Annotated in this window: 18 protein-coding genes; 4 read left to right on the forward strand and 14 right to left on the reverse strand. The window is 63.0% G+C overall.

The genetic code is table 11. The features are described 5' to 3' along the window. Positions 1-86: 86 nt before the first annotated feature. The 12 genes from F3J20_RS20930 to F3J20_RS20985 form a co-directional block, all read right to left on the reverse strand. Entirely contained in the window at positions 87-863 is a 777-nt protein-coding gene (locus F3J20_RS20930) for an ABC transporter ATP-binding protein (RefSeq protein WP_167284403.1), read from the reverse strand. Continuing rightward, on the reverse strand, positions 863-2,647 hold the full coding sequence (locus F3J20_RS20935) for a branched-chain amino acid ABC transporter ATP-binding protein/permease (protein WP_167284404.1): 1,785 nt from the start codon (positions 2,645-2,647) through the stop codon (positions 863-865). The genes F3J20_RS20930 and F3J20_RS20935 overlap by 1 nt, the downstream gene beginning before the upstream one ends. Positions 2,648-2,651: 4 nt before the next feature. Beyond that, positions 2,652-3,707 (reverse strand): branched-chain amino acid ABC transporter permease, encoded by a 1,056-nt coding sequence (locus F3J20_RS20940; protein WP_167284405.1) that lies wholly within the window; start codon positions 3,705-3,707, stop codon positions 2,652-2,654. Positions 3,708-3,931: 224 nt separating this feature from the next. Next, entirely contained in the window at positions 3,932-5,092 is a 1,161-nt protein-coding gene (locus F3J20_RS20945) for an ABC transporter substrate-binding protein (RefSeq protein WP_167284406.1), read from the reverse strand. A 407-nt stretch (positions 5,093-5,499) separates the two neighbouring features. Beyond that, positions 5,500-6,666: an ABC transporter substrate-binding protein gene (locus tag F3J20_RS20950; protein ID WP_167049073.1), complete on the reverse strand. Its 1,167-nt coding sequence runs from the start codon at positions 6,664-6,666 to the stop codon at positions 5,500-5,502. A 540-nt stretch (positions 6,667-7,206) separates the two neighbouring features. Then, entirely contained in the window at positions 7,207-8,178 is a 972-nt protein-coding gene (locus tag F3J20_RS20955; protein WP_167284422.1) for a branched-chain amino acid ABC transporter permease, read from the reverse strand. Then, positions 8,178-9,062, reverse strand: coding sequence for a branched-chain amino acid ABC transporter permease (locus F3J20_RS20960; RefSeq protein ID WP_167049075.1), 885 nt, complete (start codon positions 9,060-9,062; stop codon positions 8,178-8,180). The genes F3J20_RS20955 and F3J20_RS20960 overlap by 1 nt, the downstream gene beginning before the upstream one ends. Before the next feature lie 261 nt (positions 9,063-9,323). Continuing rightward, positions 9,324-10,538 carry an ABC transporter substrate-binding protein gene (locus F3J20_RS20965; RefSeq protein WP_167049077.1) on the reverse strand — a complete coding sequence of 405 codons (1,215 nt, stop codon included), beginning with the start codon at positions 10,536-10,538 and terminating at the stop codon, positions 9,324-9,326. A gap of 85 nt (positions 10,539-10,623) precedes the next feature. Next, entirely contained in the window at positions 10,624-11,382 is a 759-nt protein-coding gene (locus tag F3J20_RS20970) for an ABC transporter ATP-binding protein (RefSeq protein ID WP_167284407.1), read from the reverse strand. Further along, a complete protein-coding gene (locus tag F3J20_RS20975; RefSeq protein WP_167284408.1) occupies positions 11,379-12,158 on the reverse strand; it encodes an ABC transporter ATP-binding protein in 780 nt (259 codons plus the stop codon). The genes F3J20_RS20970 and F3J20_RS20975 overlap by 4 nt, the downstream gene beginning before the upstream one ends. Before the next feature lie 242 nt (positions 12,159-12,400). Further along, entirely contained in the window at positions 12,401-14,116 is a 1,716-nt protein-coding gene (locus F3J20_RS20980) for a GMC family oxidoreductase N-terminal domain-containing protein (protein ID WP_167284423.1), read from the reverse strand. A 49-nt stretch (positions 14,117-14,165) separates the two neighbouring features. After that, positions 14,166-15,716, reverse strand: coding sequence for a CoA-acylating methylmalonate-semialdehyde dehydrogenase (locus F3J20_RS20985; RefSeq protein ID WP_167284409.1), 1,551 nt, complete (start codon positions 15,714-15,716; stop codon positions 14,166-14,168). 173 nt (positions 15,717-15,889) lie between these two features. On the opposite strand from F3J20_RS20985, the gene F3J20_RS20990 reads away from it, so the two are divergent. Further along, positions 15,890-16,789 carry a LysR family transcriptional regulator gene (locus F3J20_RS20990; protein ID WP_167284410.1) on the forward strand — a complete coding sequence of 300 codons (900 nt, stop codon included), beginning with the start codon at positions 15,890-15,892 and terminating at the stop codon, positions 16,787-16,789. A gap of 414 nt (positions 16,790-17,203) precedes the next feature. Further along, complete coding sequence (locus tag F3J20_RS20995) at positions 17,204-17,731, forward strand: class IV adenylate cyclase (RefSeq protein ID WP_167049087.1); 528 nt, start codon at positions 17,204-17,206, stop codon at positions 17,729-17,731. Between the two features lie 129 nt (positions 17,732-17,860). Here F3J20_RS20995 and F3J20_RS21000 read toward each other — a convergent pair whose 3' ends face one another. Both F3J20_RS21000 and F3J20_RS21005 read right to left on the reverse strand, forming a co-directional pair. Then, positions 17,861-18,352, reverse strand: a complete 492-nt coding sequence (locus F3J20_RS21000) for an Lrp/AsnC family transcriptional regulator (protein ID WP_167049089.1) — start codon at positions 18,350-18,352, stop codon at positions 17,861-17,863. Between the two features lie 280 nt (positions 18,353-18,632). Further along, positions 18,633-18,857: a DUF3717 domain-containing protein gene (locus tag F3J20_RS21005; RefSeq protein WP_167049090.1), complete on the reverse strand. Its 225-nt coding sequence runs from the start codon at positions 18,855-18,857 to the stop codon at positions 18,633-18,635. A gap of 149 nt (positions 18,858-19,006) precedes the next feature. Between F3J20_RS21005 and F3J20_RS21010 the strand changes: the two genes are divergently transcribed. Together F3J20_RS21010 and F3J20_RS21015 are read left to right on the forward strand one after the other, a co-directional pair. Next, complete coding sequence (locus F3J20_RS21010; protein WP_167049092.1) at positions 19,007-19,693, forward strand: response regulator transcription factor; 687 nt, start codon at positions 19,007-19,009, stop codon at positions 19,691-19,693. 143 nt (positions 19,694-19,836) lie between these two features. After that, positions 19,837-21,342, forward strand: coding sequence for a sensor histidine kinase (locus F3J20_RS21015; RefSeq protein WP_167284411.1), 1,506 nt, complete (start codon positions 19,837-19,839; stop codon positions 21,340-21,342). Positions 21,343-21,382: the final 40 nt, after the last annotated feature.

Below are 21,382 nucleotides of genomic sequence, written 5' to 3' on the forward strand. Positions count from 1 at the left end.
CCGAATGGCTAACGAATAAAAAAAGCGGTGTGTTTCACGTGAAACACACCGCTTGAAAGACCGCCATCAGCAGAAAAGGTGCTGTGCTACGCCACTTTTTTCGCCAGGCCAAGATAGGTTTCGATCACGCGCGGATTCTGTGCGAGATCCGCTGCCGGTCCTTCGAGTGCCAACTCGCCGGTTTCGAGTACATAGCCGTAGTCGGAAATTTGCAGCGCAGCGCGTGCGTTCTGCTCGATCAGCAGCGTGGCAACGCCCGTCTGCCGCAGCGCACTGATGATGTGGAAAATCTCCTTCACGATCAGCGGTGCGAGACCAAGGCTCGGCTCGTCGAGCATCAGCAGATCGGGCTTGCCCATCAGCGCGCGACCGACCGCCAGCATCTGCCGCTCGCCACCTGACAGCGTGCCAGCTTCCTGCTTGCGGCGCTCCTTCAGTCGTGGAAACAGCTCGAACACCGGTTCAAGCTGATCGAGGAAATTCCGCTCCCCTGCCCGCTTGCGCCGGTAAGCGCCGAGCACGAGGTTATCTTCGACCGTCATCGACGCAAATAGCTCGCGCTTTTCCGGCACCAGACACATGCCGCGTGCGACCCGCTTCTCGACCGGTATCGCGTTGACGTCCTCGCCGCGATAGTTGATCGCGCCCTTCGCATGGCCGGTGCCCGGCAACGCGCCCATGATTGCGTTCAGCAGCGTGGACTTGCCCGCGCCATTCGGACCGATCACCGAAACGATTTGTCCTGCCCGCACCCGGATCGCCGCGCCGTGCAGCGCCTCGACCTTGCCGTAACGGACCGATAGACCGTCCACGTCGAGAATCGGCGCCACGGCCGCTACACCCGTCGTCATTGTGTTCCCCATCACTCCACCCCGCCCAGATACGCTTCGAGCACCGCCGGGTCCTGCTGCACGTCCTGCGGCAAACCTTCTGCGATCCGCGTCCCGAACTCCATGACCACAAGCCGGTCGGTGAGATTCATCACGAAATCCATATCGTGCTCGACTAGCAACACACTCATTCCTTCCGCTTTCAGGCGACGCAGCAGATCGGCGAGTTGCAGTTTTTCCTGATACCGCAGACCGGCGGCCGGTTCGTCGAGCAACAGCAGCGTCGGACCACAGCACAGCGCGCGAGCGATTTCGAGAATCCGCTGCTGTCCGAGCGCGAGGCTACCCGCCTCGTCATACATATGCTGCTCGAGACCGACGCGGCGAATCTGTCTGGCCGCCTCGGCCATCAAGCGCGCCTCTTCCGCGCGATTCAAGCGCACGATGCTGCGCCACACGCCCGCATGACCACGCAGATGCGCGCCGATCGCGACGTTCTCCAGCACCGTCATGCCCGGCAGCAACTTGACGTGCTGGAACGTGCGGCCGATCCCGCGTTTGACGATTTCACGTGAACTGAGCGCATCGATGCGCTCGCCACGAAACATGATCTCGCCGCTCGTCGCCTGAAGCACGCCGGTCACGAGATTGAAGGTGGTCGATTTGCCGGCGCCGTTCGGCCCGATCAGTCCGATGATCTGCCCGGCTTTGACTTCGAAGCTCACGTCGTTCACCGCGACGAGGCCGCCGAACTGCTTGCGCGCCTTGTTCACCGTCAGCAGGTTTTCGCCGGCTTGCGGTTTGTTGCGCTGCGGTAGAGGCTCCGCGTGATCGGCGAGATGCGCATGCGACCCGCGCGGGAAAAAGCGCGCGACGAACGGCCACACGCCCTGTCGCGCGTACTGCAACAGCAGCACCATCAGAATGCCGAACACGATCACTTCGAAGTTGCCGTTCTCGCCGAGCAGCTTCGGCAGCAGCGTTTGCAGATAATCCTGCAGCACGGTCAGGATCGCTGCGCCGAGCACCGCGCCCCACACATGCGAAACGCCGCCCACCACCGCCATGAACAGAAACTCGATGCCGTGGTTGAGGCCGAACGGCGTCGGATTTACCGCGCGTTGCAGATGCGCGTACAGAAAGCCCGACACCGACGCGAGCACCGCCGCATAAACGAAGATCACGACGCGCATCCAGCCGGTATTGACGCCCATCGCCTCGGCCATCAGACCGCCGCCGCGCAGCGCACGGATCGCGCGGCCCGGCCGGCTATTAAGCAAATTCTGAACAGAGACGACCGCGCCGAGCACGACCGCCCAGATCAGGTAATAGATATGGCGGCCGGACTCGAGGTTTATCCCAAAAACATTGAGCACCGGGATGCCGTTGATGCCGTCGTACTTGCCGAGCATGTCGAGATTGCCGAACAGGTAGAACAGCGCGAGCCCCCAGGCGATCGTGCCGAGCGGCAGGAAGTGGCCGGACAGACGCATCGTCACGAGACCGAGCATCAGCGCGACCAGGGCGGTCACGATAATGCCGGCGATCAACGCAAGCCACGGCGACACGCCGTAGCTCGTCGTCAGATACGCGGTCGCATAGGCGCCGATGCCGACGAACGCGGCCTGCCCGAAGCTCGTCATGCCGCCGATGCCAGTCAGCAGCACGAGGCCGATGGCGACGATCGCATACAGCCCGATGTAGTTGAGCAGCGTGACCCAGTACTCGGGCACGTGGATCGGATGCGGCAGCACGGGCAACGCGAACAGCACCACGAGGAACAACCAGAAGAACTTCTTTTGCATGATCCGTTTCATCGCGTCACTCCTCTTCCTCTTCGGCATGCGAGCTCGCAAGACTGCGCCACAGCAGCACCGGGATGATTAGCGTGAACACGATCACTTCCTTATAAGCACTCGCCCAGAACGACGAATACGACTCCAGCAAACCCACGAGAATCGAGCCCGCTGCCGCGAGCGGATAGCTGACGAGACCGCCGATGATCGCGCCCACGAAGCCCTTCAGACCGATCAGGAAGCCCGAGTCGTAATAGATCGTCGTGAGCGGCGCGACGAGGATGCCGCACAGCGCACCGAGCCCCGCCGCGAGCGTGAACGCGAGGCGCCCTGCCTGCGTTGTGCCGATACCGACGAGGCGCGCGCCGAGCCGGTTCACCGAGGTCGCGCGCAGCGCCTTGCCCGAGATCGAGCGATCGAAGTACAGATACAGCGCGCCGATCAGCACGACCGCCGTGCCGATCACCCACAGGCTTTGCCCGGAGATCGACAGACTGCCGACGTTGAACGTCGCATCGGAAAACGCGTTGGTGCGCGAGCCTTCCGCGCCGAACATCACGAGGCCGAGACCGACCATCGCGAAATGCACGGCCACTGCGACAATCAGCAGCAGCAGCGTGGTCGCTTCCGCGATCGGCTCATAAGCGAGCCGATAAACGAACGGCCCCATCGGAATCACGATCAAGAGCGTCAGCGCGATCTGCACGATCATCGGCAGCGGCTGCATGAAGAGGCCACGCGTGAGCGCATAGACGGCGATCGGGAACAGCAGATACTTCCCTGCCAGCACGGGCAGCGTGCGCGCCGCATGACGGCGCCGCTCGGCATGCCGCAACGTCGCCGCCGTCTCGACGACAAAACACGCCGCGCCCATCGCCATCAGCAGCCAGCAGGTGGCCGGAAACTTCTGCGTCTGCAATGCGGCGAGCGTCAGCGCGCCATACGAAACAAACTCCCCCTGCGGTATGAAGATCACCCGCGTCACGGAAAACACCAACACCAGCGCAAGCGCAAGCAGCGCGTAGATTGCGCCGGTGGTAATGCCGTCCTGCGCGAGGATCGCCGCAATTGATAGATCCATACTTCCTCGTCCTGAAGCGTCGAAATCGAAAAACCGGAAAACAGTCGTGATAGCACGGCGCGTGGCCGTCCATCAACCTGCATGCCATGTCTGAAAAGACAACCGCCGCGCCGGGATGCGGCGCGGCGGTCGTTGCCATTGTCGTCGAACACATGGCAATGCGGTGCCATGCACCGCAGATTGCGCGAGAGGCGCGTACCGCTTTTTATCCTGATGGATTATTTTCAGTCGTTCTGCAGCTTCCATTTGCCGTCGACGATCTGCACGATCACGCGTGCGCGCTGGTCGAGGCCGTTGTGGTCGGTCGGCGTGGTGTTCATGATGCCGTGCGACACCGGCAGTTCCTTGAGGTTTTCGAGCGCGCTGCGCAGCGCCGAGCGAAACTCGGGCGTGCCCGGCTGAGCGGTCTTCAGCGCGACCGGAATCGCGGCCTGCAGCATCTGGCCCGCATCCCATGCGTGACCGCCGAAGGTGGCGACCGAACCCGCGCCATACGCCTTCTCGTACGCGTTCTTATAGGCTTCCGACGACTTCTTCACCGGGTTCGAATCGGGCAGCTGATCGACGACGAGAATCGGACCGGCCGGCAGCAACTCGCCGTCGCAATCCTTGCCGCACACGCGCAGGAAGTCGTTGTTCGCGACACCGTGCGTCTGATAGATCTTGCCCTTGTAGCCACGCTCCTTGAGCGTCTTGGCCGGCAGCGCCGACGGCGTGCCCGAGCCCGCGATCAGCACCGCGTCGGGATTCGCGCTCATCGTCTTCAGCACCTGGCCCGTCACCGATGCATCGGTGCGGTTAAAACGCTCGTTGGAGACGACCTTCAGATTGTGGGCTTTCGCGGCGGCGTCGAAGGTCGTGTTCCAGCTATCGCCGTAGGCATCCGAAAAGCCGATGAAGCCGACCGTCTTCACGCCGTGGCGCTGCATGTAATCGGCGATGGCGTCGGCCATCAGGCTGTCGTTCTGCGGCGGCTTGAAGGCCCACGCGCGCTTCGCGTCCATCGGCGCGATGATCGCCGCCGATGCCGCGAGCGAGATCACCGGCGTCTTGCCTTCGGCGGCGGGATCGAGCATCGCAAGCGCGTTCGGCGTGACGGTCGAGCCGATGATCGCGTCGACATGGTCTTCGTCGATCAGCTTGTGCGTGTTCTGCACGGCTTTGCTGGTGTCCGAGCCGTCGTCGAGAACGATGTACTGCACGCTCTTGCCGCCGATCTCCTTCGGCAGCAATGCAATCGTGTTCTTCTCGGGAATCCCGAGAGATGCGGCCGGCCCCGTGGTGGACAGCGTCACGCCGATCTTCACCTGCGCGAACGCCGCACCCGCGCCGCACATCAGCGCCATTGCGATGCCCGTGCGTACCCATTGCCTTGTCTTCTTCATTACGAGTCTCCAAACGCCTTGAAGCGCGTATCTATGAGCCGGCTCGACGGGCCCGGTGCGTGATCAAGTTATCGGGCCTGGGTGCGCGCGTGCCAAGCATGGTTTTCCCTGCTCAATGCGAATACCTTGCCCGTTCTGTTCGATGCCGCTCCTCTCACCTGCACGATCCTGCTGCCTCGGACTCTCGCGCTTTCTGCGGCGCGATTTCCTCTTTTTTAACCACTAATATGCTAGTAGATTGCGTTCTGCATGATCGACGGTCAATAGCGCATGGGCCGAATGCGGGTTTGTCCTGAAGCAACGGAACCACACTTCTCTCGCGATGCGCGCCACCGCACGGGTAATAAAAAAAGACGCGTCAACTGCACGCGTCTTTTCGATGAGGCTTCGTGGCGTTTTGCCTTCGCTCAGTCGCCGGCCAGCTTCCACTTGCCGTCGACGATCTGCACCATCACACGCGCTCGCTGATCGAGACCGGCGTGATCGTTCGCGCTCATGTTGAAGATGCCGTGCGATGCGGGCATGTCTTTGGTGCCTTCGAGCGCCGCGCGCAGCGCTTCGCGGAACGCCGGCGTGCCCGGCTGCCCTTTCTTCAGCGCGAGCGGAATCGCCTGTTGCAACAGCAGGCCCGCGTCCCACGCATGGCCGCCGAACGTCGACACGGAGCCCACGCCATAAGCGGCTTCATACGCGTGTTTGTACGCGAGCGAGGTCTTCTTCACCGGGTTTGAATCGGGCAGTTGATCCGCGACGAGCAGCGGACCGGCCGGCAGCCACGTGCCCTCGCAATCCTTGCTGCACACGCGCAGGAAGTCGTTGTTCGCGACACCGTGCGTCTGATAGTACTTGCCCTTGTAGCCGCGCTCCCTGAGCGTTTTCTGCGGCAGCGCGGCCGGCGTGCCGGCGCCGGCGATCAGCACCGCGTCCGGGTTCTGCGACATCATCTTCAGCACCTGGCCCGTGACCGACGCGTCGTTGCGCGCAAAACGCTCGTTCGCGACGACCTTGATCTTCTGGAGATCGGCGGCCTTGCTGAACTCCTTGAACCAGCTCTCGCCGTATGCGTCGGCAAAACCGATGAACGCGACCGTCTTCACGCCGTGATTCGCCATGTGCTGCGCGATCGCGGTCGCCATCAGGATGTCGTTCTGCGGCGTCTTGAAGACCCAGGCGCGCTTCGCGTCCATCGGCTCGACGATGCCCGCGGCGGCGGCCATCGAGATCATCGGCGTGGACGTTTCGGCGGCGACGTCGATCATGGCGAGCGAGTTCGGCACGACGGTCGAGCCGATCAGCGCGTCGACGTGATCTTCGCTGGTGAGCTTGCGGGCGTTCTTGACCGCCTGGGTGGAATCGGTCGCGTCGTCGAGCACGATGTAATCGATTTTCTGGCCCGCGACCTCCTTGGGCAGCAGCGCGATCGTGTTCTTCTCCGGAATGCCGAGCGAAGCGGCCGGCCCCGTAGCCGACACGGTGACGCCGATTTTCACGTCTGCGAATGCATGGCCGCTCCAGGCAGCCGATACTCCGGTGGCGACCAATGCCGCGCTGATCCAACGTAATGCCGACTTCATCCTGCTCCTCTATTAACCCCGTTATTCAACTGAATTTAAATCCGCGGATTTAAATGCCAACCCAGTGGTCGGTGAAAAGCGAGTTTAGCGGACGCGCGCGCCGTGCCGCAAGCGTTTTGCAGGGTTGTAGCGCTTAAATGCGGTGTTCTCGTCGAACAAAAATAACGGCCCGATTCAACGATTATCCCGGCGCGGCTTGTCGAAAGCGCGTTCGAAAAGCACAAATAAAAAGCGCTGTTGGATATCAATCCAACAGCGCTTTCGTCTGGGCACTGAGTGCCTCAATTGTCTCCTCGTTCTCCACCTGCAAATTCGTGGTGCATCAGAACTGCGTAAAGATTAAACGACGCCTCTACCGGTAACAACTAGCAATTACCCTAGTGGTGCACTGCGGCACCGAATTGACGCACGTCGGCGCGTTTCGTCTGCACATTATGCGACCTGCTTATGAAAGCCGTTGTTTCATTGGATTTTTAGCCTGCCCGAATTAGATCGGATGTCGAAGCAATCTCATATCGCACTGCATCAAGCCAGGCTCGATTATGCACGCAACGGCCGCACGCGCGCGACGATTTCGCCGACGATACCACGCCGGAACGCCAGCACGCACGCAATGAAAATCAGCCCCGTGACGATCGTCACCGATTCGCCGAGCGAGCGGAACCAGTCGACGCCCGTCACCGAGGCAAGCGCGGCACCGATATCGCCGAGCCGGTCTTCGAGCGACACGATCAGCGCGGCGCCGAGCAGCGGCCCGAACAGCGTACCCATACCACCCACGAGCGTCATCAGGATGACGAGACCGGACATGGTCCAATACGCGTCGCTCAAGGTTTCGAAGCCCTGCACGAGCACTTTCAGCGAGCCGGCAAGACCCGCGAGGCCGGCCGACAGAATGAACGCCAGCAGCTTGAAGCGATCGGTATCGTAGCCGAGCGACACCGCGCGCGGCTCGTTCTCCTTGATCGCGACGAGCACCTGCCCGAACGGCGAATGGACGATCCGCACGATCAACAGGAATGCCGCCACGACCACCGCGAGCACGACGAAATAGAGCGCGACGTCCGACGAAAGACCGAGCACGCCGAACAGCTTGCCGCGCGGCACGCCTTGCAGACCGTCTTCGCCATGCGTGAACGGCGCCTGCAGGAACACGAAGTACACCATCTGCGCGAGCGCGAGCGTCACCATCGCGAAGTAGATGCCCTGGCGGCGAATCGCGAAGAAGCCGACGACGAGCCCGAGCAGCGTCGCCGTCGCGGTGCCGGTCAGCACCCCGAGCTCCGGCGAGAACCCGAGCGTCTGCATCGCATAGCCGGTCGCGTAGCCGGCCGAGGCGAGAAACATCGCATGTCCGAACGACAGCAGCCCCGTATAGCCGATCAACAGATTGAAGGCGGCCGCGAACAGCGCGAAGCACAGCACCTTCATCACGAAGAGCGGATAGATGCCAAGCACCGGCACCGCGAGCAGCACGATCAGCAGCAGACCGTAGAGGACTTTTCTCTGCATCATTTTTCCCTGCCGAAGAGGCCCGCCGGGCGCACGAGCAACACGAGCGCCATGATCACGAAGACGACGGTCGCCGACGCCTCGGGGTAATACACGCGCGTGAGCCCTTCGATCACACCGAGCATGAGGCCGGTCAGAATCGAGCCCATGATCGACCCCATCCCGCCGATCACGACCACCGCAAACACGGTGATGATCATCGGCTGGCCCATCAGCGGCGAGACCTGGATGACCGGCGCGGCGAGCACGCCGGCAAACGCCGCGAGCGCGACGCCGAAGCCGTAGGTCAGCGTAATCATCAGCGGCACGTTGACGCCGAACGCCTCGACGAGCTTCGGGTTTTCGGTGCCCGCGCGCAGATACGCGCCAAGCCGCGTCTTCTCGATCACGAACCACGTCGCGAAGCACACGACGAGCGACGCGACGACAACCCACGCGCGATAGTTCGGCAGGAACATGAAGCCGAGATTGGTCGCGCCGGTAAGCGCCGAAGGCACGTCGTACGGCTGGCCCGACGACCCGTAGATCGAATGGAAGATGCCTTCGATCGCAAGCGTGAGCCCGAACGTCAGCAGCAGGCCGTATAGATGATCGAGCTTATAGAGCCAGCGCAGCATCGTGCGCTCGATCGCGATGCCGAACAGCCCGACGATCAGCGGCGCGAGTACGAGCATCACCCAGTACGGCAGATTGAAATACGACAGCCCCATCCACGCGAGCATCGCGCCGAGCATGAACAGCGCGCCATGCGCGAAGTTGATCACGTTGAGCAGGCCGAAAATCACCGCCAGCCCAAGGCTCAGAATCGCGTAGAACGAGCCGTTCACGAGCCCGAGCAGAAGCTGGCTCAGCATCGCCGGAAGCGGAACGCCAAAGATATCCATTGAAGCCCTTCGCCCTTCAAGCCATCGTCAAGTGAGACCGGTCGCGCGCACGATGCGGCAAATAGCGCCCGCTGCGCGGCACGCAAAACGTCCGGGCCGTTTGAGCCGCCGTTGCTCATGCTCACGAAAACGCCGCACGTACGCGCCGCGCTGCCATTCAACGCAGCAGCAACACGCACGGCGTTTCGTTCACGAACAACGGAAGGCCCCCGCGAGCGTCTCAGGTGCCGCTATCCGCGACTTCTTTCTTCTGGCCCGCGCTTACTTCCACAACGCACAGCGCGTTTGCGCCTTGGTCGTGAACGCCTGCTCGCCCGGGATCGTCGCCATGATCTTGTAGTAGTCCCACGGTTCTTTCGATTCGGCCGGCGTCTTCACCTGCATCAGGTACATGTCGTGGATCATGCTGCCGTCCTGGCGGATGTAGCCCTTCGCGTAGAAGTCGTCGATCTTCGTCTTGCGCAGCTGCGCCATCACCTTGTCCGGGTCGGTCGAGCCGACCGCCTGCACCGCCTTCAGGTAGTTCATCGTCGCCGAATAGTCGGCGGCCTGCAGGCTCGACGGCATCTTCTTCATCTTGTCGAAGTAGCGCTGCGACCACTTGCGTGTCTCGGCATCCTTGTTCCAGTACCAGCTGTCGGTCAGCACGAGACCTTGCGTGGTTTCGAGACCGAGGCTGTGCACGTCGTCGATGAACATCAGCAGCGCGGCGATCTTCATTGTCTTCGGAATGCCGAATTCCTTCGCGGCCTTGATCGCGTTGACCGTATCGCCGCCGGCATTCGCGAGGCCGAGAATCTGCGCCTTCGAGGCCTGCGCCTGCAACAGGAACGACGAGAAGTCCGACGCCGAGAGCGGATGCCGCACCGAACCGAGCACCTGGCCGCCGTTCGCCTTCACGACGTCCGAGGTGGCCTTTTCGAGCGCCTTGCCGAACGCGTAGTCGGCCGTCAGGAAGTACCACGTCTTGCCGCCCTGCTTCGTCACGGCCGAGCCCGTGCCGTTGGCGAGCGCCGTCGTGTCGTAGGCGTAGTGAACCGTGTACGGCGTGCATTGCTCGTTGGTCAGCGTATCGGCGCCGGCGCCGATGTTGATGTAGACCTTGTGCTTCTCGCCCGCGACGGTGTTCATCGACAACCCGGTCGCCGAGTTCGTGCCGCCGATCAGCATGTCGACGCCATCGCGGTCGAACCATTCGCGCGCACGCGACGCGGCGATGTCCGCCTTGTTCTGGTGATCCGCGTACAGCACCGTGATCGGCTTGCCGTTGACCTTGCCGCCGAAGTCGGCCACCGCCATGCGGATCGCCTCAAGACCGCCCTGCCCGTCGATATCGGCGTACAGGCCCGACATGTCGGTGATGAAGCCGATCTTCACGGCATCGTCGGCCGCTTGCGCGCCCCCGAACGTTAGCGCAGTGCCGGCGGCAACCGCGAAACAGAATGAGGCAAGCCGTGCGAGTGGGTTCTTTTTCATGCGTGTCTCCAGGTTGTTCGCTTGTGGTTATCAGAGGCAAGCGGACGCATGCGGAAGATTTCCGCGAGTACGCCCGCATGGGGGTCTATACACCGAGTAAATCGTGCAGCACCGGCATCTTGCCTTCGAGTTCGCGGGCCGCGAAATGCTCGACGATCGTACCGTGCTCCATCACATAGAAACGATCGGCGAGCGGCGCGGCAAAACGGAAGTTCTGTTCGACCATCACGACCGTGTAGCCACGCGCCTTCAGCGTGACGATCATGCGCGCGAGCGCCTGCACGATCACGGGTGCGAGCCCTTCCGAGATTTCGTCGAGCAGCAGCAGATTCGCACCCGTGCGCAGAATCCGCGCGACCGCGAGCATCTGCTGTTCGCCGCCCGAGAGCCGCGTGCCCTGGCTCATGCGCCGCTCGTACAGATTCGGGAACATCGCGTAGATTTCCTCGAGCGACATCATGTGCGCCTTGTCGCCGACGGGCGGCGGCAACAGCAGATTTTCCTCGCACGACAGGCTCGAAAAAATGCCGCGCTCTTCGGGGCAGTAACCGATGCCGCAGTGCGCGATGCGATGCGTGGGCAGATCGATCGTTTCGCGTCCGCCGATCCGGATCGAACCCGTGCGGCGCCCCGTGAGGCCCATGATCGCGCGCAGCGTCGTGGTGCGGCCCGCGCCGTTGCGCCCGAGCAGCGTGACGACCTCGCCGCGGCCGACCGTCAGATCGACGCCGTGCAGAATGTGGGATTCCCCGTACCAGGTTTGCAGTCCCGCGATTTCCAGCGCGGCTGCGCCGTTTTTCGTTGTGCCCGCTTCGAGCCCTTCGCGCTCGACCGTCGTATTCATGCGTGGGCTCCGGCGAGCACCGCGTCGGCGCTGCCCATGTAGGCTTGCATCACGAGCGGATTCTTCGACACTTCCGCGTAGCTGCCTTCGGCCAGCACCTCGCCCCGTTGCAGCACGGTGATCGTATCGGAGATGCCGGCGATCACGTTCATGTTGTGCTCGACCATCAGGATCGTGCGGCCGGCCGATACTTTCTTGATGAGCGCGGTCACGCGGTCCACGTCTTCGTGGCCCATGCCTTGGGTCGGCTCGTCGAGCAGCATCAATTCCGGTTCCATCGCGAGCGTGGTGGCGATTTCGAGCGCGCGCTTGCGGCCGTAGGCAAGTTCGACCGTCAGCACGTCGGCGAAATCGGTCAGACCGACCTGGGTCAGCAGGTCCATCGCGCGATCGTTCAGACGCCGCAGCGTGCGCTCGCTCTTCCAGAAGTGAAATGCGGTGCCGAGCGAGCGCTGCAAACCAACGCGCACGTTCTGCAATGCCGTCAGATGCGGAAATACCGCGGAAATCTGGAACGAACGGATGATGCCGCGCCGCGCGATCTGCGCGGGACGTTCGCTGGTGATATCGACACCGTTGAAAACGATCTGACCCGCAGTGGGTTCGAGAAATTTGGTGAGCAGATTGAAGCAGGTGGTCTTGCCTGCTCCGTTGGGGCCGATCAGCGCATGGATCGAACCACGGCGCACGCGCAGGTTCACGCCGTTCACGGCAACAAAGCCTTTGAACTCACGGGTGAGGCCGCGCGTTTCGAGAATCGTATCGCCGAGAATCATGTTCCCTTCCATACGGAGTTAGGCGAAGCACTACGATCTTTTCGCGCGAAGCTCCGCGCGACGTTTTATGAACGACGGCACCCCCTTGCCGATCGTTGGCGTACTGCACCAATCCGGACGGTAATCCATGGCGCAGCACGCAGCATGACTATCATTGTCGCGCCAATGATGCAGCGCATTCATTGGGATTTGCACTTAGTGAAAGTGGACCGAGCGGTCGCCGTGCGCAAGCGACACGTCCATCACAGCGCCGACAGAGGCGCAGACATGCTGTTTTGCGCGGACATGCTGCCACTTACGCGTGCGCGGCGATCTTCGCGAATCATCGCACTCGCGCGCTCGGCGATCATCAGCGTCGGCGAATTCGTGTTGCCCGACGTGATGTTCGGCATCACCGACGCATCGACGACACGCAAGCCCTCGACGCCGATAACCCGCAGGCGGTTGTCGACGACCGCGGCGGGATCGTCGCTCGTGCCCATACGGCAGGTGCCGACCGGATGGAAGATCGTCGTGCCGACCGCGCCCGCGGCCTGCTGCAACTCGGCTTCGCTTTGATACTGGATGCCCGGCAGAATCTCCTGCGGCCGATAGCGCGCAAGCGCGGGCGCCGCGGCGATGCGGCGCGTGAGACGCAATGCGTTCGCGGCGACGTGGCGGTCGTAATCGGTGGAGAGATAGTTCGGCGCGATCAACGGCGGCGCCGATGCGTCGGCCGATCCAATATGGATACTGCCTCGCGACGTGGGACGCAATTGGCACACCGACGCCGTGAATGCATTGAAGCGATGCAGCGGCTCACCGAAGCGATCGAGCGAAAGCGGCTGCACGTGGTACTCGAGATCGGGGCGTGTGAGCGAACGATCGTCGGGATCGGACCTGGCGAACGCACCGAGTTGCGACGGCGACATCGACATCGGCCCGCTTTGGAACAACGCGTACTGCATGCCGATCATGAGCTTGCCCCACCAGTGCGCGGTCATCGTGTTGAGCGTGCGCACGCCTTCGACTTTATAAGCCATGCGCAGCTGCAAATGATCCTGCAGATTTTCGCCAACGCCGCGCAGATCGTGAACGACCTCGATGCCGAGCTTCTGAAGACGCGCGCCATCGCCGACGCCGGACAGTTCGAGCAGTTGCGGCGAGTTGACCGCGCCCGCGGCAAGAATGACTTCGCAACGCGCCCGGGCGAGATAGTCGACCTCGCCGCCACGATATTCGACACCCGTGCAGCGGCGTCCCTCGAACACGACCCGCTGCGTATGCGCGCCGGTCATGACCGTGAGATTCGGCCGCTTCACGGCGGGCCGCAGAAACGCCTTCGACGCATTCCAGCGAATGCCGCGCTTCTGGTTGACGTCGAAATAGCCGACACCGGTGTTGTCGCCGCGATTGAAGTCGTCCGTTGCGGGAATGCCGGTTTGCTGCGCGGCTTGCGCGAACTCTTCGAGAATCTGCCACTTCAGGCGCTGCTTTTCGACGCGCCACGGGCCACCCGCGCCGTGCGATTCGTTGGCGCCGCCGTGGTGATCTTCGCTGCGTTTGAAGACCGGCAGCACCGCATCCCACGACCACGAACGGTCGTTGGTCACGCGCGCCCACTCGTCGTAGTCCTCGCGCTGGCCGCGCATATAGATCATGCCGTTGATCGACGAACTGCCGCCCAACACGCGCCCGCGCGGATACGACAGCGCGCGGCCATTGAGTCCCGCTTCCGCCTGCGTCTTGTAGAGCCAGTCCGTGCGCGGATTGCCGATGCAATACAGGTAGCCGACCGGCACGTGAATCCAGTGGTAATCGTCCTTGCCGCCCGCTTCGAGCAGCAGCACGCTGACGTCAGGATCTCCGGTGAGCCGGTTCGCCAGCACGCAGCCCGCAGTGCCGGCGCCGACAATGATGTAGTCGAATTCGCCTTCGAGCCGCCGCGAGGCCGTGGACGTACTTTCGCTATGACTCATCATTCAGTCTCCTAAGCATTTTTATGTTCATTTTTATGCTTACGACAGACTACTTCGCGACCGGCATCGTGAATTCAGCGCCCTTCGCGATGCTGTCGGGCCAGCGCTGCATGATGCTCTTATAGCGCGTATAGAAGCGCACGCCCTCTTCGCCATACGCGTGATGATCGCCGAACAGCGACTTCTTCCAGCCGCCGAACGAATGCCAGGCCATCGGCACCGGAATCGGCACGTTGATGCCCACCATGCCGATCTCGATCTGCCGCGAGAACGCGCGCGCAATGCCGCCATCGGACGTAAACAGCGACACGCCGTTCGCGAACTGGTTGGCGTTGATCAGCGCGACCGCGGAGGCGAAGTCCGGCACGCGCACCACGCACAGCACCGGCCCGAAAATTTCCTCGCGATAGATCTTCATCCCGGTCGTCACGTCGTCGAATAGCGTACCGCCAAGGAAGAAGCCGTTCTCGTGGCCCGCCACCTGATGACCGCGCCCGTCGACGACGAGCTTCGCGCCCGCTGCCACGCCGGCGTCGATATAGCCGGCCACCTTGTCGCGATGCGCGCCGGTCACGAGCGGCCCCATCTCAGCAGCCGCTTCCATGCCGTTGAGGATCTTCAGGCTCTTCACGCGCGGCGTCAGACGCTCGATCAGTTCATCGGCGATATGGCCCACCGCGACCGCCACCGAAATCGCCATGCAGCGCTCGCCCGCCGAACCGTACGCAGCGCCGATCAACGCATCGACGGCTTGATCGAGATCGGCGTCGGGCATCACGACGAGGTGGTTCTTCGCACCGCCCAACGCCTGCACGCGCTTGCCGTACTTCGTGCCTTCCGTGTAGATGTATTCGGCGATCGGCGTCGAGCCGACGAACGACAGCGCGCTCACTTCGGGATGCACGAGCAACGCATCGACCGCGACCTTGTCGCCATGCACGACGTTGAACACGCCGTCCGGCAGACCCGCTTCCTTCAGCAGTTCGGCAAGCCGGATCGAGGCCGACGGATCGCGTTCGGACGGCTTCAGCACGAAGGTGTTGCCGCACGCGATCGCGACCGGGAACATCCAGCTCGGCACCATCATCGGGAAATTGAACGGCGTGATGCCGGCGACCACGCCGAGCGGCTGACGCAGATTCCAGTTGTCGATACCACCGCCGATCTGGTCGGTGAAGTCGGTCTTCAGCAGATTCGGAATGCCGCACGCGAATTCGACGATCTCGATGCCGCGCATCACCTCGCCCTTCGCATCGGAAAACACCTTGCCGTGTTCGCGCGTAATCAACTCGGCGAGTTCATCGTGGTGACGGTCGAGCAATTCCTTGAACCTGAACAGCACACGCGCCCGTTTGATCGGCGCGGTTTCGCTCCACGCGGGGAAAGCGGCTTTGGCGGCGGCGACCGCCGCATCCACCTCGGCGACGCTCGCGAGCGGCACGCGGGCACTCACGCTGCCGAGCGCCGGATTGAAGACATCGCCGAAACGGCCGCTCGTGCCGTCCACCGCCCGGCCGTTGATGAAATGGCCCAGCACGCGGGCGCCGGCCGCGCCGCGCCCGGTCTCGTCCTGCGCGGTTTGTATATATGTCTCGCTCATCTCTTTCCTCTTCCTGTGGTGTTCCGGTGATGTCGTTTAGCCCGGCGTGGATAACGCGCGTGGCGCATGCAGCGCCTCTGCGAGCGTGCTGAACGCCAAGCGTACGGCGCTTTGGCGAGACAAATCCAATGAATATTGCTCAAATGAGCTATAAGCCGCGCTAATATCAGGCTATGGATCTGACTCTGCTCCGGGCCTTCGTCACCGTCGCACGCGAGGGCAATCTCACGCGCGCCGCGGTGCAACTGCATCTGACCCAACCCGCCGTCAGCCTGCAAATCAAGCACTTGCAGGAGGCGCTCGGCGTGACGCTGTTCACGCGGACCTCGCACGGACTAACGCTCACGCGCGACGGCCAGGCGCTGCTGCCGCATGCCGAACGCGCACTTGGAGCCGCCGCCGACGTGCAACGCGCCGCGCAGTCGCTGCGCCAGGAAGTGCGCGGACGTCTGCGCATCGGCACGATTCTCGACCCCGAATTCCTGCGCCTCGGCGGCTTTCTGAAGCAGCTCGTCGAAACCTGGCCGCGGATCGAAACCGCGCTGCGCCACGGCATGTCGGGCTGGGTGCTCGAACAGATTCGCGCGGGCGAGCTGGACGTCGGCTATTACATCGGCCTGCCGTCCGACGACGAGCCGCGCGACGGCCCCGCGTGTCACGCGGTGACGCTCACGTATTTCCAGTACCGCGTGCTCGCGCCGGCCGGCTGGAAAGACCGCGTGAAGGGCGCGCGCGACTGGCGCTCGCTCGCCGCGCTGCCGTGGATCTGGACGCCGCCCGCGTCGGCGCACAACCGCCTGTTGTCGCGCTGCTTCGGCGAGGCCGGCGTGAAGCCGGTCAAGGTGGCCGAGGTGGACCAGGAGCCGTCGATGCTCGATCTCGTCAAGTCGGGCGTCGGCCTCACGCTGGCGCGCGACGCGACCGCGATTGCCGAAGCCCATGCGCACGCGCTGACGATCGTCGAGGGAATCACCGTGCCGACCCAGCTCAGCTTCATCACGCTCGACGAGCGCAAGGACGAACCGGCGATTGCGGCCGCGCTGAAGCTGATCGAGCAGCAGTGGGCAAATTGAATTTCGCAGCTAAAACGGCCTGAACGGCCCGAGGTCCGCGCCCGCGAGGTTGCGTGGCGCCGATCCGGCATTGCGCGAGCACTTCGCCATCCCTCGCGATATGAGGCGCGCTAATGCCATAAGGGATGCAGCAAGCGGCGTAACCGGCGAAAAGACGGAAAACACGTCGGTGCAAAATGCGCCACATCACGGTCATGTCGACCTGTCTCGACCGCCACGCCGCTGCCCTATTTTGCTTGCGGGCTGAAACCATACCGTCACACAGTTTTTGCTAGATTGAACGTTTGTGCCTGCTCACCCGCCTCATACGATTTCCCGTTCCGCCCGACTTCGTTTTTCCCGGCGGCTTCTCTGCGGCAACCACGGCAACCCGGGGAAGCCGCCGGCCATTCCATCCATCGACAGGAGCCTGACATGGCACGCAACATCGAAATCAAAGCCCGCGCCCAGCATTTCGAGCAACTGCGCGAGCGCGCCGCGCAACTCGCGACAGAGGCTCCGCTGATCTTCCGCCAGCAGGATTTTTTCTACGACGTGCCGCGCGGCCGCCTGAAGCTGCGCCAGTTCGACGACGGCACGCCGGCCGAGCTGATCTTCTATCAGCGTGACGACCGCGACGGCCCGAAGGCCTCGTACTACACGCGCAGTCCCGTGACGAACCCCGAAGCGATGCATGCATTGCTCGCGACCGCGCTGACCACGCGCGGCATCGTCACGAAGGAACGGCATGTGTACCTGAGCGGGCGCACGCGGATTCACCTGGACCGCGTCGACGGTCTCGGCGATTTCATCGAACTCGAAGTGGTGCTCGCGCAGGACGACGACGAGGAAAGCGGTCACGCCGAAGCGCAGGAGATGTTCAGAAGCCTCGGCGTAGCGGAAGCGGATCTGGTGCCGGTCGCCTACGTCGATCTGCTGAACGACGCGGAACAGGCTGCATAAGTTTCCAGCGATGTCATGGGCCGCAGCGTGCCACGCGTCGCGGCCCGCCCGGGTATCGCTCCTCGGACGGCAAGCGAGGCGAAACGGCCGCAAAACGACCGCGAACTTACCACCGCCCCTTCCACATCATCAAACCGCGGCCGCTCCCGGCGCCAGATGCCCGAGCGGTAACGGCCCATTGCGCTTGAACGTGGTCAGCACGATGTTCGAGCGCACGCTGTCGACACCGGGCACGCGCATGAGCTTCTTCATCACGAACGTCGACAGGTAGTTCAGGTCCGGCGCAACGATGCGCAGCAGATAATCGGCATCCCCAACCACCGCATGACATTCGAGCACTTCCGGCAGCGCGTCGATCTGCTGCTGAAACTGCTCGATGATCGAATCGCCGTGGTGCTTCAGTTTGAGGCTCGTAAACGCGGTGACGCCGAGCCCGAGTTTTTCCGGACGCAGCACGACGCGGTAGCCGTCGACGACGCCCACCTGCTCCAGCCGCTGCAAACGCCGCCCGATCTGCGACGGCGACAGCGGCACCTGCTCGGCCAGTTGCTGATGCGTAGCCCGCCCAAAGCGCTGCAACACGTCCAGCAGCGCGAGATCGAAGTGATCGAGTTCCAGCATGTGAATATTCCGCATTGAATCGTTATTTAACGCGAAATTATTGCATATTTATACAAAATAACGACAGTTTCGTGCCATTTAGATGCACCGCCCGCTCTACATTCGCACCCGTCTTTTTCACGCGGATCGCGATGCAATTCGAGTCGCCGCGTTTATCAAAGGTATTACCGCGCAATACAAAAAATTCGCGGTGTCTCACGCACGTTTATACGCCGCGCATCAAACAATCGGATCGAAATGAAAGGACAATGCAGGCTATCCCCTGGTCAAACCTTCAGTTCTACAGGCTATTATTAAGTCGAACGTAAGATTCCCATGCCTGCTTTGCAATCGGGTCGAAACGATCCAGTGATAGCGACTGCTGACGCTGTACAATCAGCAGCGCATACGGCTTGGAGAGCGCGCTTGCCTCCTTGCACAGAACGAGTTCGTCGCCGCTTGAAGGCGAGCGGGCACGCCAGAAGTTGATCGCGGCTTCCAGTTCGTGAATGGTGATCTCGGACATGACTTCGTGATGGCTAGCAAGGCGTTCCAAGGCGGCTCGGCAGCTGCTTCGCGGCGCGCTTTCCGCCGCTTCGCACGCTGCCTGTGCAGCAGGCGCCCCGGCGAACCGCTTGCCCAAACGCCTAAACCCATTGTACTTGAGCGAAATCCATGCGACTCCTTCTGATTGAAGATGACCGTCCCATCGCACGCGGCATCCAAAGCAGTCTCGAACAAGCCGGTTTCACCGTCGACATGGTCCATGACGGCATCTTCGCCGAACAGGCCCTCACGCAAAACCGCCACGAACTCGTGATCCTCGATCTCGGTCTGCCGGGCATCGACGGCATGACGCTGCTCGCGCGTTTCCGCCAGAGCAATCGCCATACGCCGGTCATCATCCTCACCGCGCGCGACGAGCTGAACGACCGCGTGCAAGGTCTCAATTCCGGCGCCGACGACTACATGCTGAAGCCGTTCGAACCCGCCGAGCTCGAAGCACGCATTCGCGCGGTGATGCGCCGCAGCGGTCCGCACGGCGACATGCCGCGTCCGGAAGTGTCGCTCGGCGGCGTGCGCCTGTCGGGCGTCGATCGCCGCATCTTCAACGACGACAAGCCGCTCGAACTGTCGCCGCGCGAATTCGCGGTGCTCGAAATGCTGCTGCTGCGTCATGGCCGCGTGGTCAGCAAGGCGCAATTGCAGGATCACCTCACGCACTTCGGCGGCGATCTCGGCGACACCGCGATCGAAGTCTACGTGCACCGGGTGCGCAAGAAACTCGAGAACTGCCGTGTCGAAATCGTCACCGTGCGTGGCTTCGGCTACCTGTTGCAGGAAATCCGCCAGGCGGCATAATCGTCGTACGGGCCGCGCATTGCGTCGCGGCCCGACGGCGCCGGACCGGTGCGGCACACACCTCGTGCCGGGTGTGCGGCCTGCCGGCCTCCGGAACATTTCAGGGCGCCTCGCGCCGTTGTCCCTACCCCGCGCGTACGACCATGCCCCAGCCGGCCGCTAATAGTCTGCGCCGCACGCTGCTGCGGCGCCTCGCTGCTCCCCTTTCGCTGCTCGCGCTGATGAGCGGCCTGATCGCTTACTGGCTGGCCTGGCAGTACACGCAGCATGTCGTCGACCGCTCGCTCGCCGACCTCGCCACCGCGATCTCCAAACAGATCCAGATTGCCGGACCCGAAGCGCCGATCACGGTGCCGCCGCTCGCGCAGGCGATGTTCTCCGATCCGGTCGAGCATCTCGTCTACCGGATCAGCAACGGCGACACCGAAATCGCCGGCGACAGCAATCTGCCGCTGCAAGGCATCAACGTGCGCCGTATGCACTATGCGTATGTATTCGAAACCCAGCATGAAGGCGTGACGGTACGGGTCGCGCAAGTGCGGGTCGACCAGCCGAAGGGCAATCCGATCATCATCGAAGTCGGTCAGGCCGTGCATCACCGGTTCCGCATTGCCGCCGAGTTTCTGGTCGCGATCATGATGCCGCTGCTGTTGCTGCTGCTGGCCGGCTGGGTCATCGTCTGGCGCGTCGTCAATCAGCAGCTCAATCCGCTCACCGCCCTCGCCGATTCGCTGAACCGGCAGACGCACACGTCGCTCGAACCGGTCGACGAAACCTATGTGCCCGTCGAAATCCGTCCGCTTACCGGCGCACTGAACGCGCTGCTCGACCGCCTGAAAACCGCGCTCGACGCGCAGCGCAAATTCATCGCCGACGCCGCGCATCAGCTGCGCACGCCGCTCACCGCCGTGAAGCTGCATGCGGAACAGGCGGCGGTCGCGCGCGATCCGCAGCAGACGCTCGCCGCCGTGCGAGAGTTGCGCGCCGCGGCCGACCGCGCGGTGCGGCTGTCGAATCAGTTGCTGTCGCTCGCGCGGGCCGAGCCGGGCGAACAGGCGGCACGCTTCGTCAATGTCGATATGGCCGCGCTCGCGTTCGACACAGGTGCGGAATGGGTGCCGCGCGCGCTTGCCGTGCAGGTTGACCTCGGCTTCCAGCGTCTCGACGATCCCTCGAACGATCATCCGCTGACGGCGCGCGGCAACCCGGTGCTGCTGCATGAAGTGATCGCGAATCTGCTCGATAACGCGCTGAAGTACGTGCCGCCGTCGCGCATCGACGGCGCTCGTATCACCGTGACCGTTTCGCAGACGCTGATCGACGAGCTGCGCATGGCGGAGATCGTCGTCGAAGACAATGGGCCGGGCGTGCCCCGCGCGCAGCAGGCCGATCTGTTCAAGCGGTTTTTCCGCGGCGACGGCCAGAGCGAAGCCGGCGTGGATAGCGGCGCGGGCCTGGGTCTGGCGATCGTCCACGACATCATGGTGCTGCATCACGGCAGCGTGCATTACGAGGATGCACCCGAAGGCGGCGCACGTTTCATCGTGCGGGTGCCGCTGATGCGTGCCGAGGTGCCTGCCGGCGTCGCGGACGCCGACGCGCGGCGCGTGGCGAAAAAAACGGCGCCCTCGGCGCCGGTGGATATCTGACTATCCGACAGCAGCAGGACGTGAACGCCCGGTTCGACCG

It is taken from the genome of Paraburkholderia sp. Cy-641, assembly GCF_011752945.1.
Lineage (GTDB): Bacteria > Pseudomonadota > Gammaproteobacteria > Burkholderiales > Burkholderiaceae > Paraburkholderia.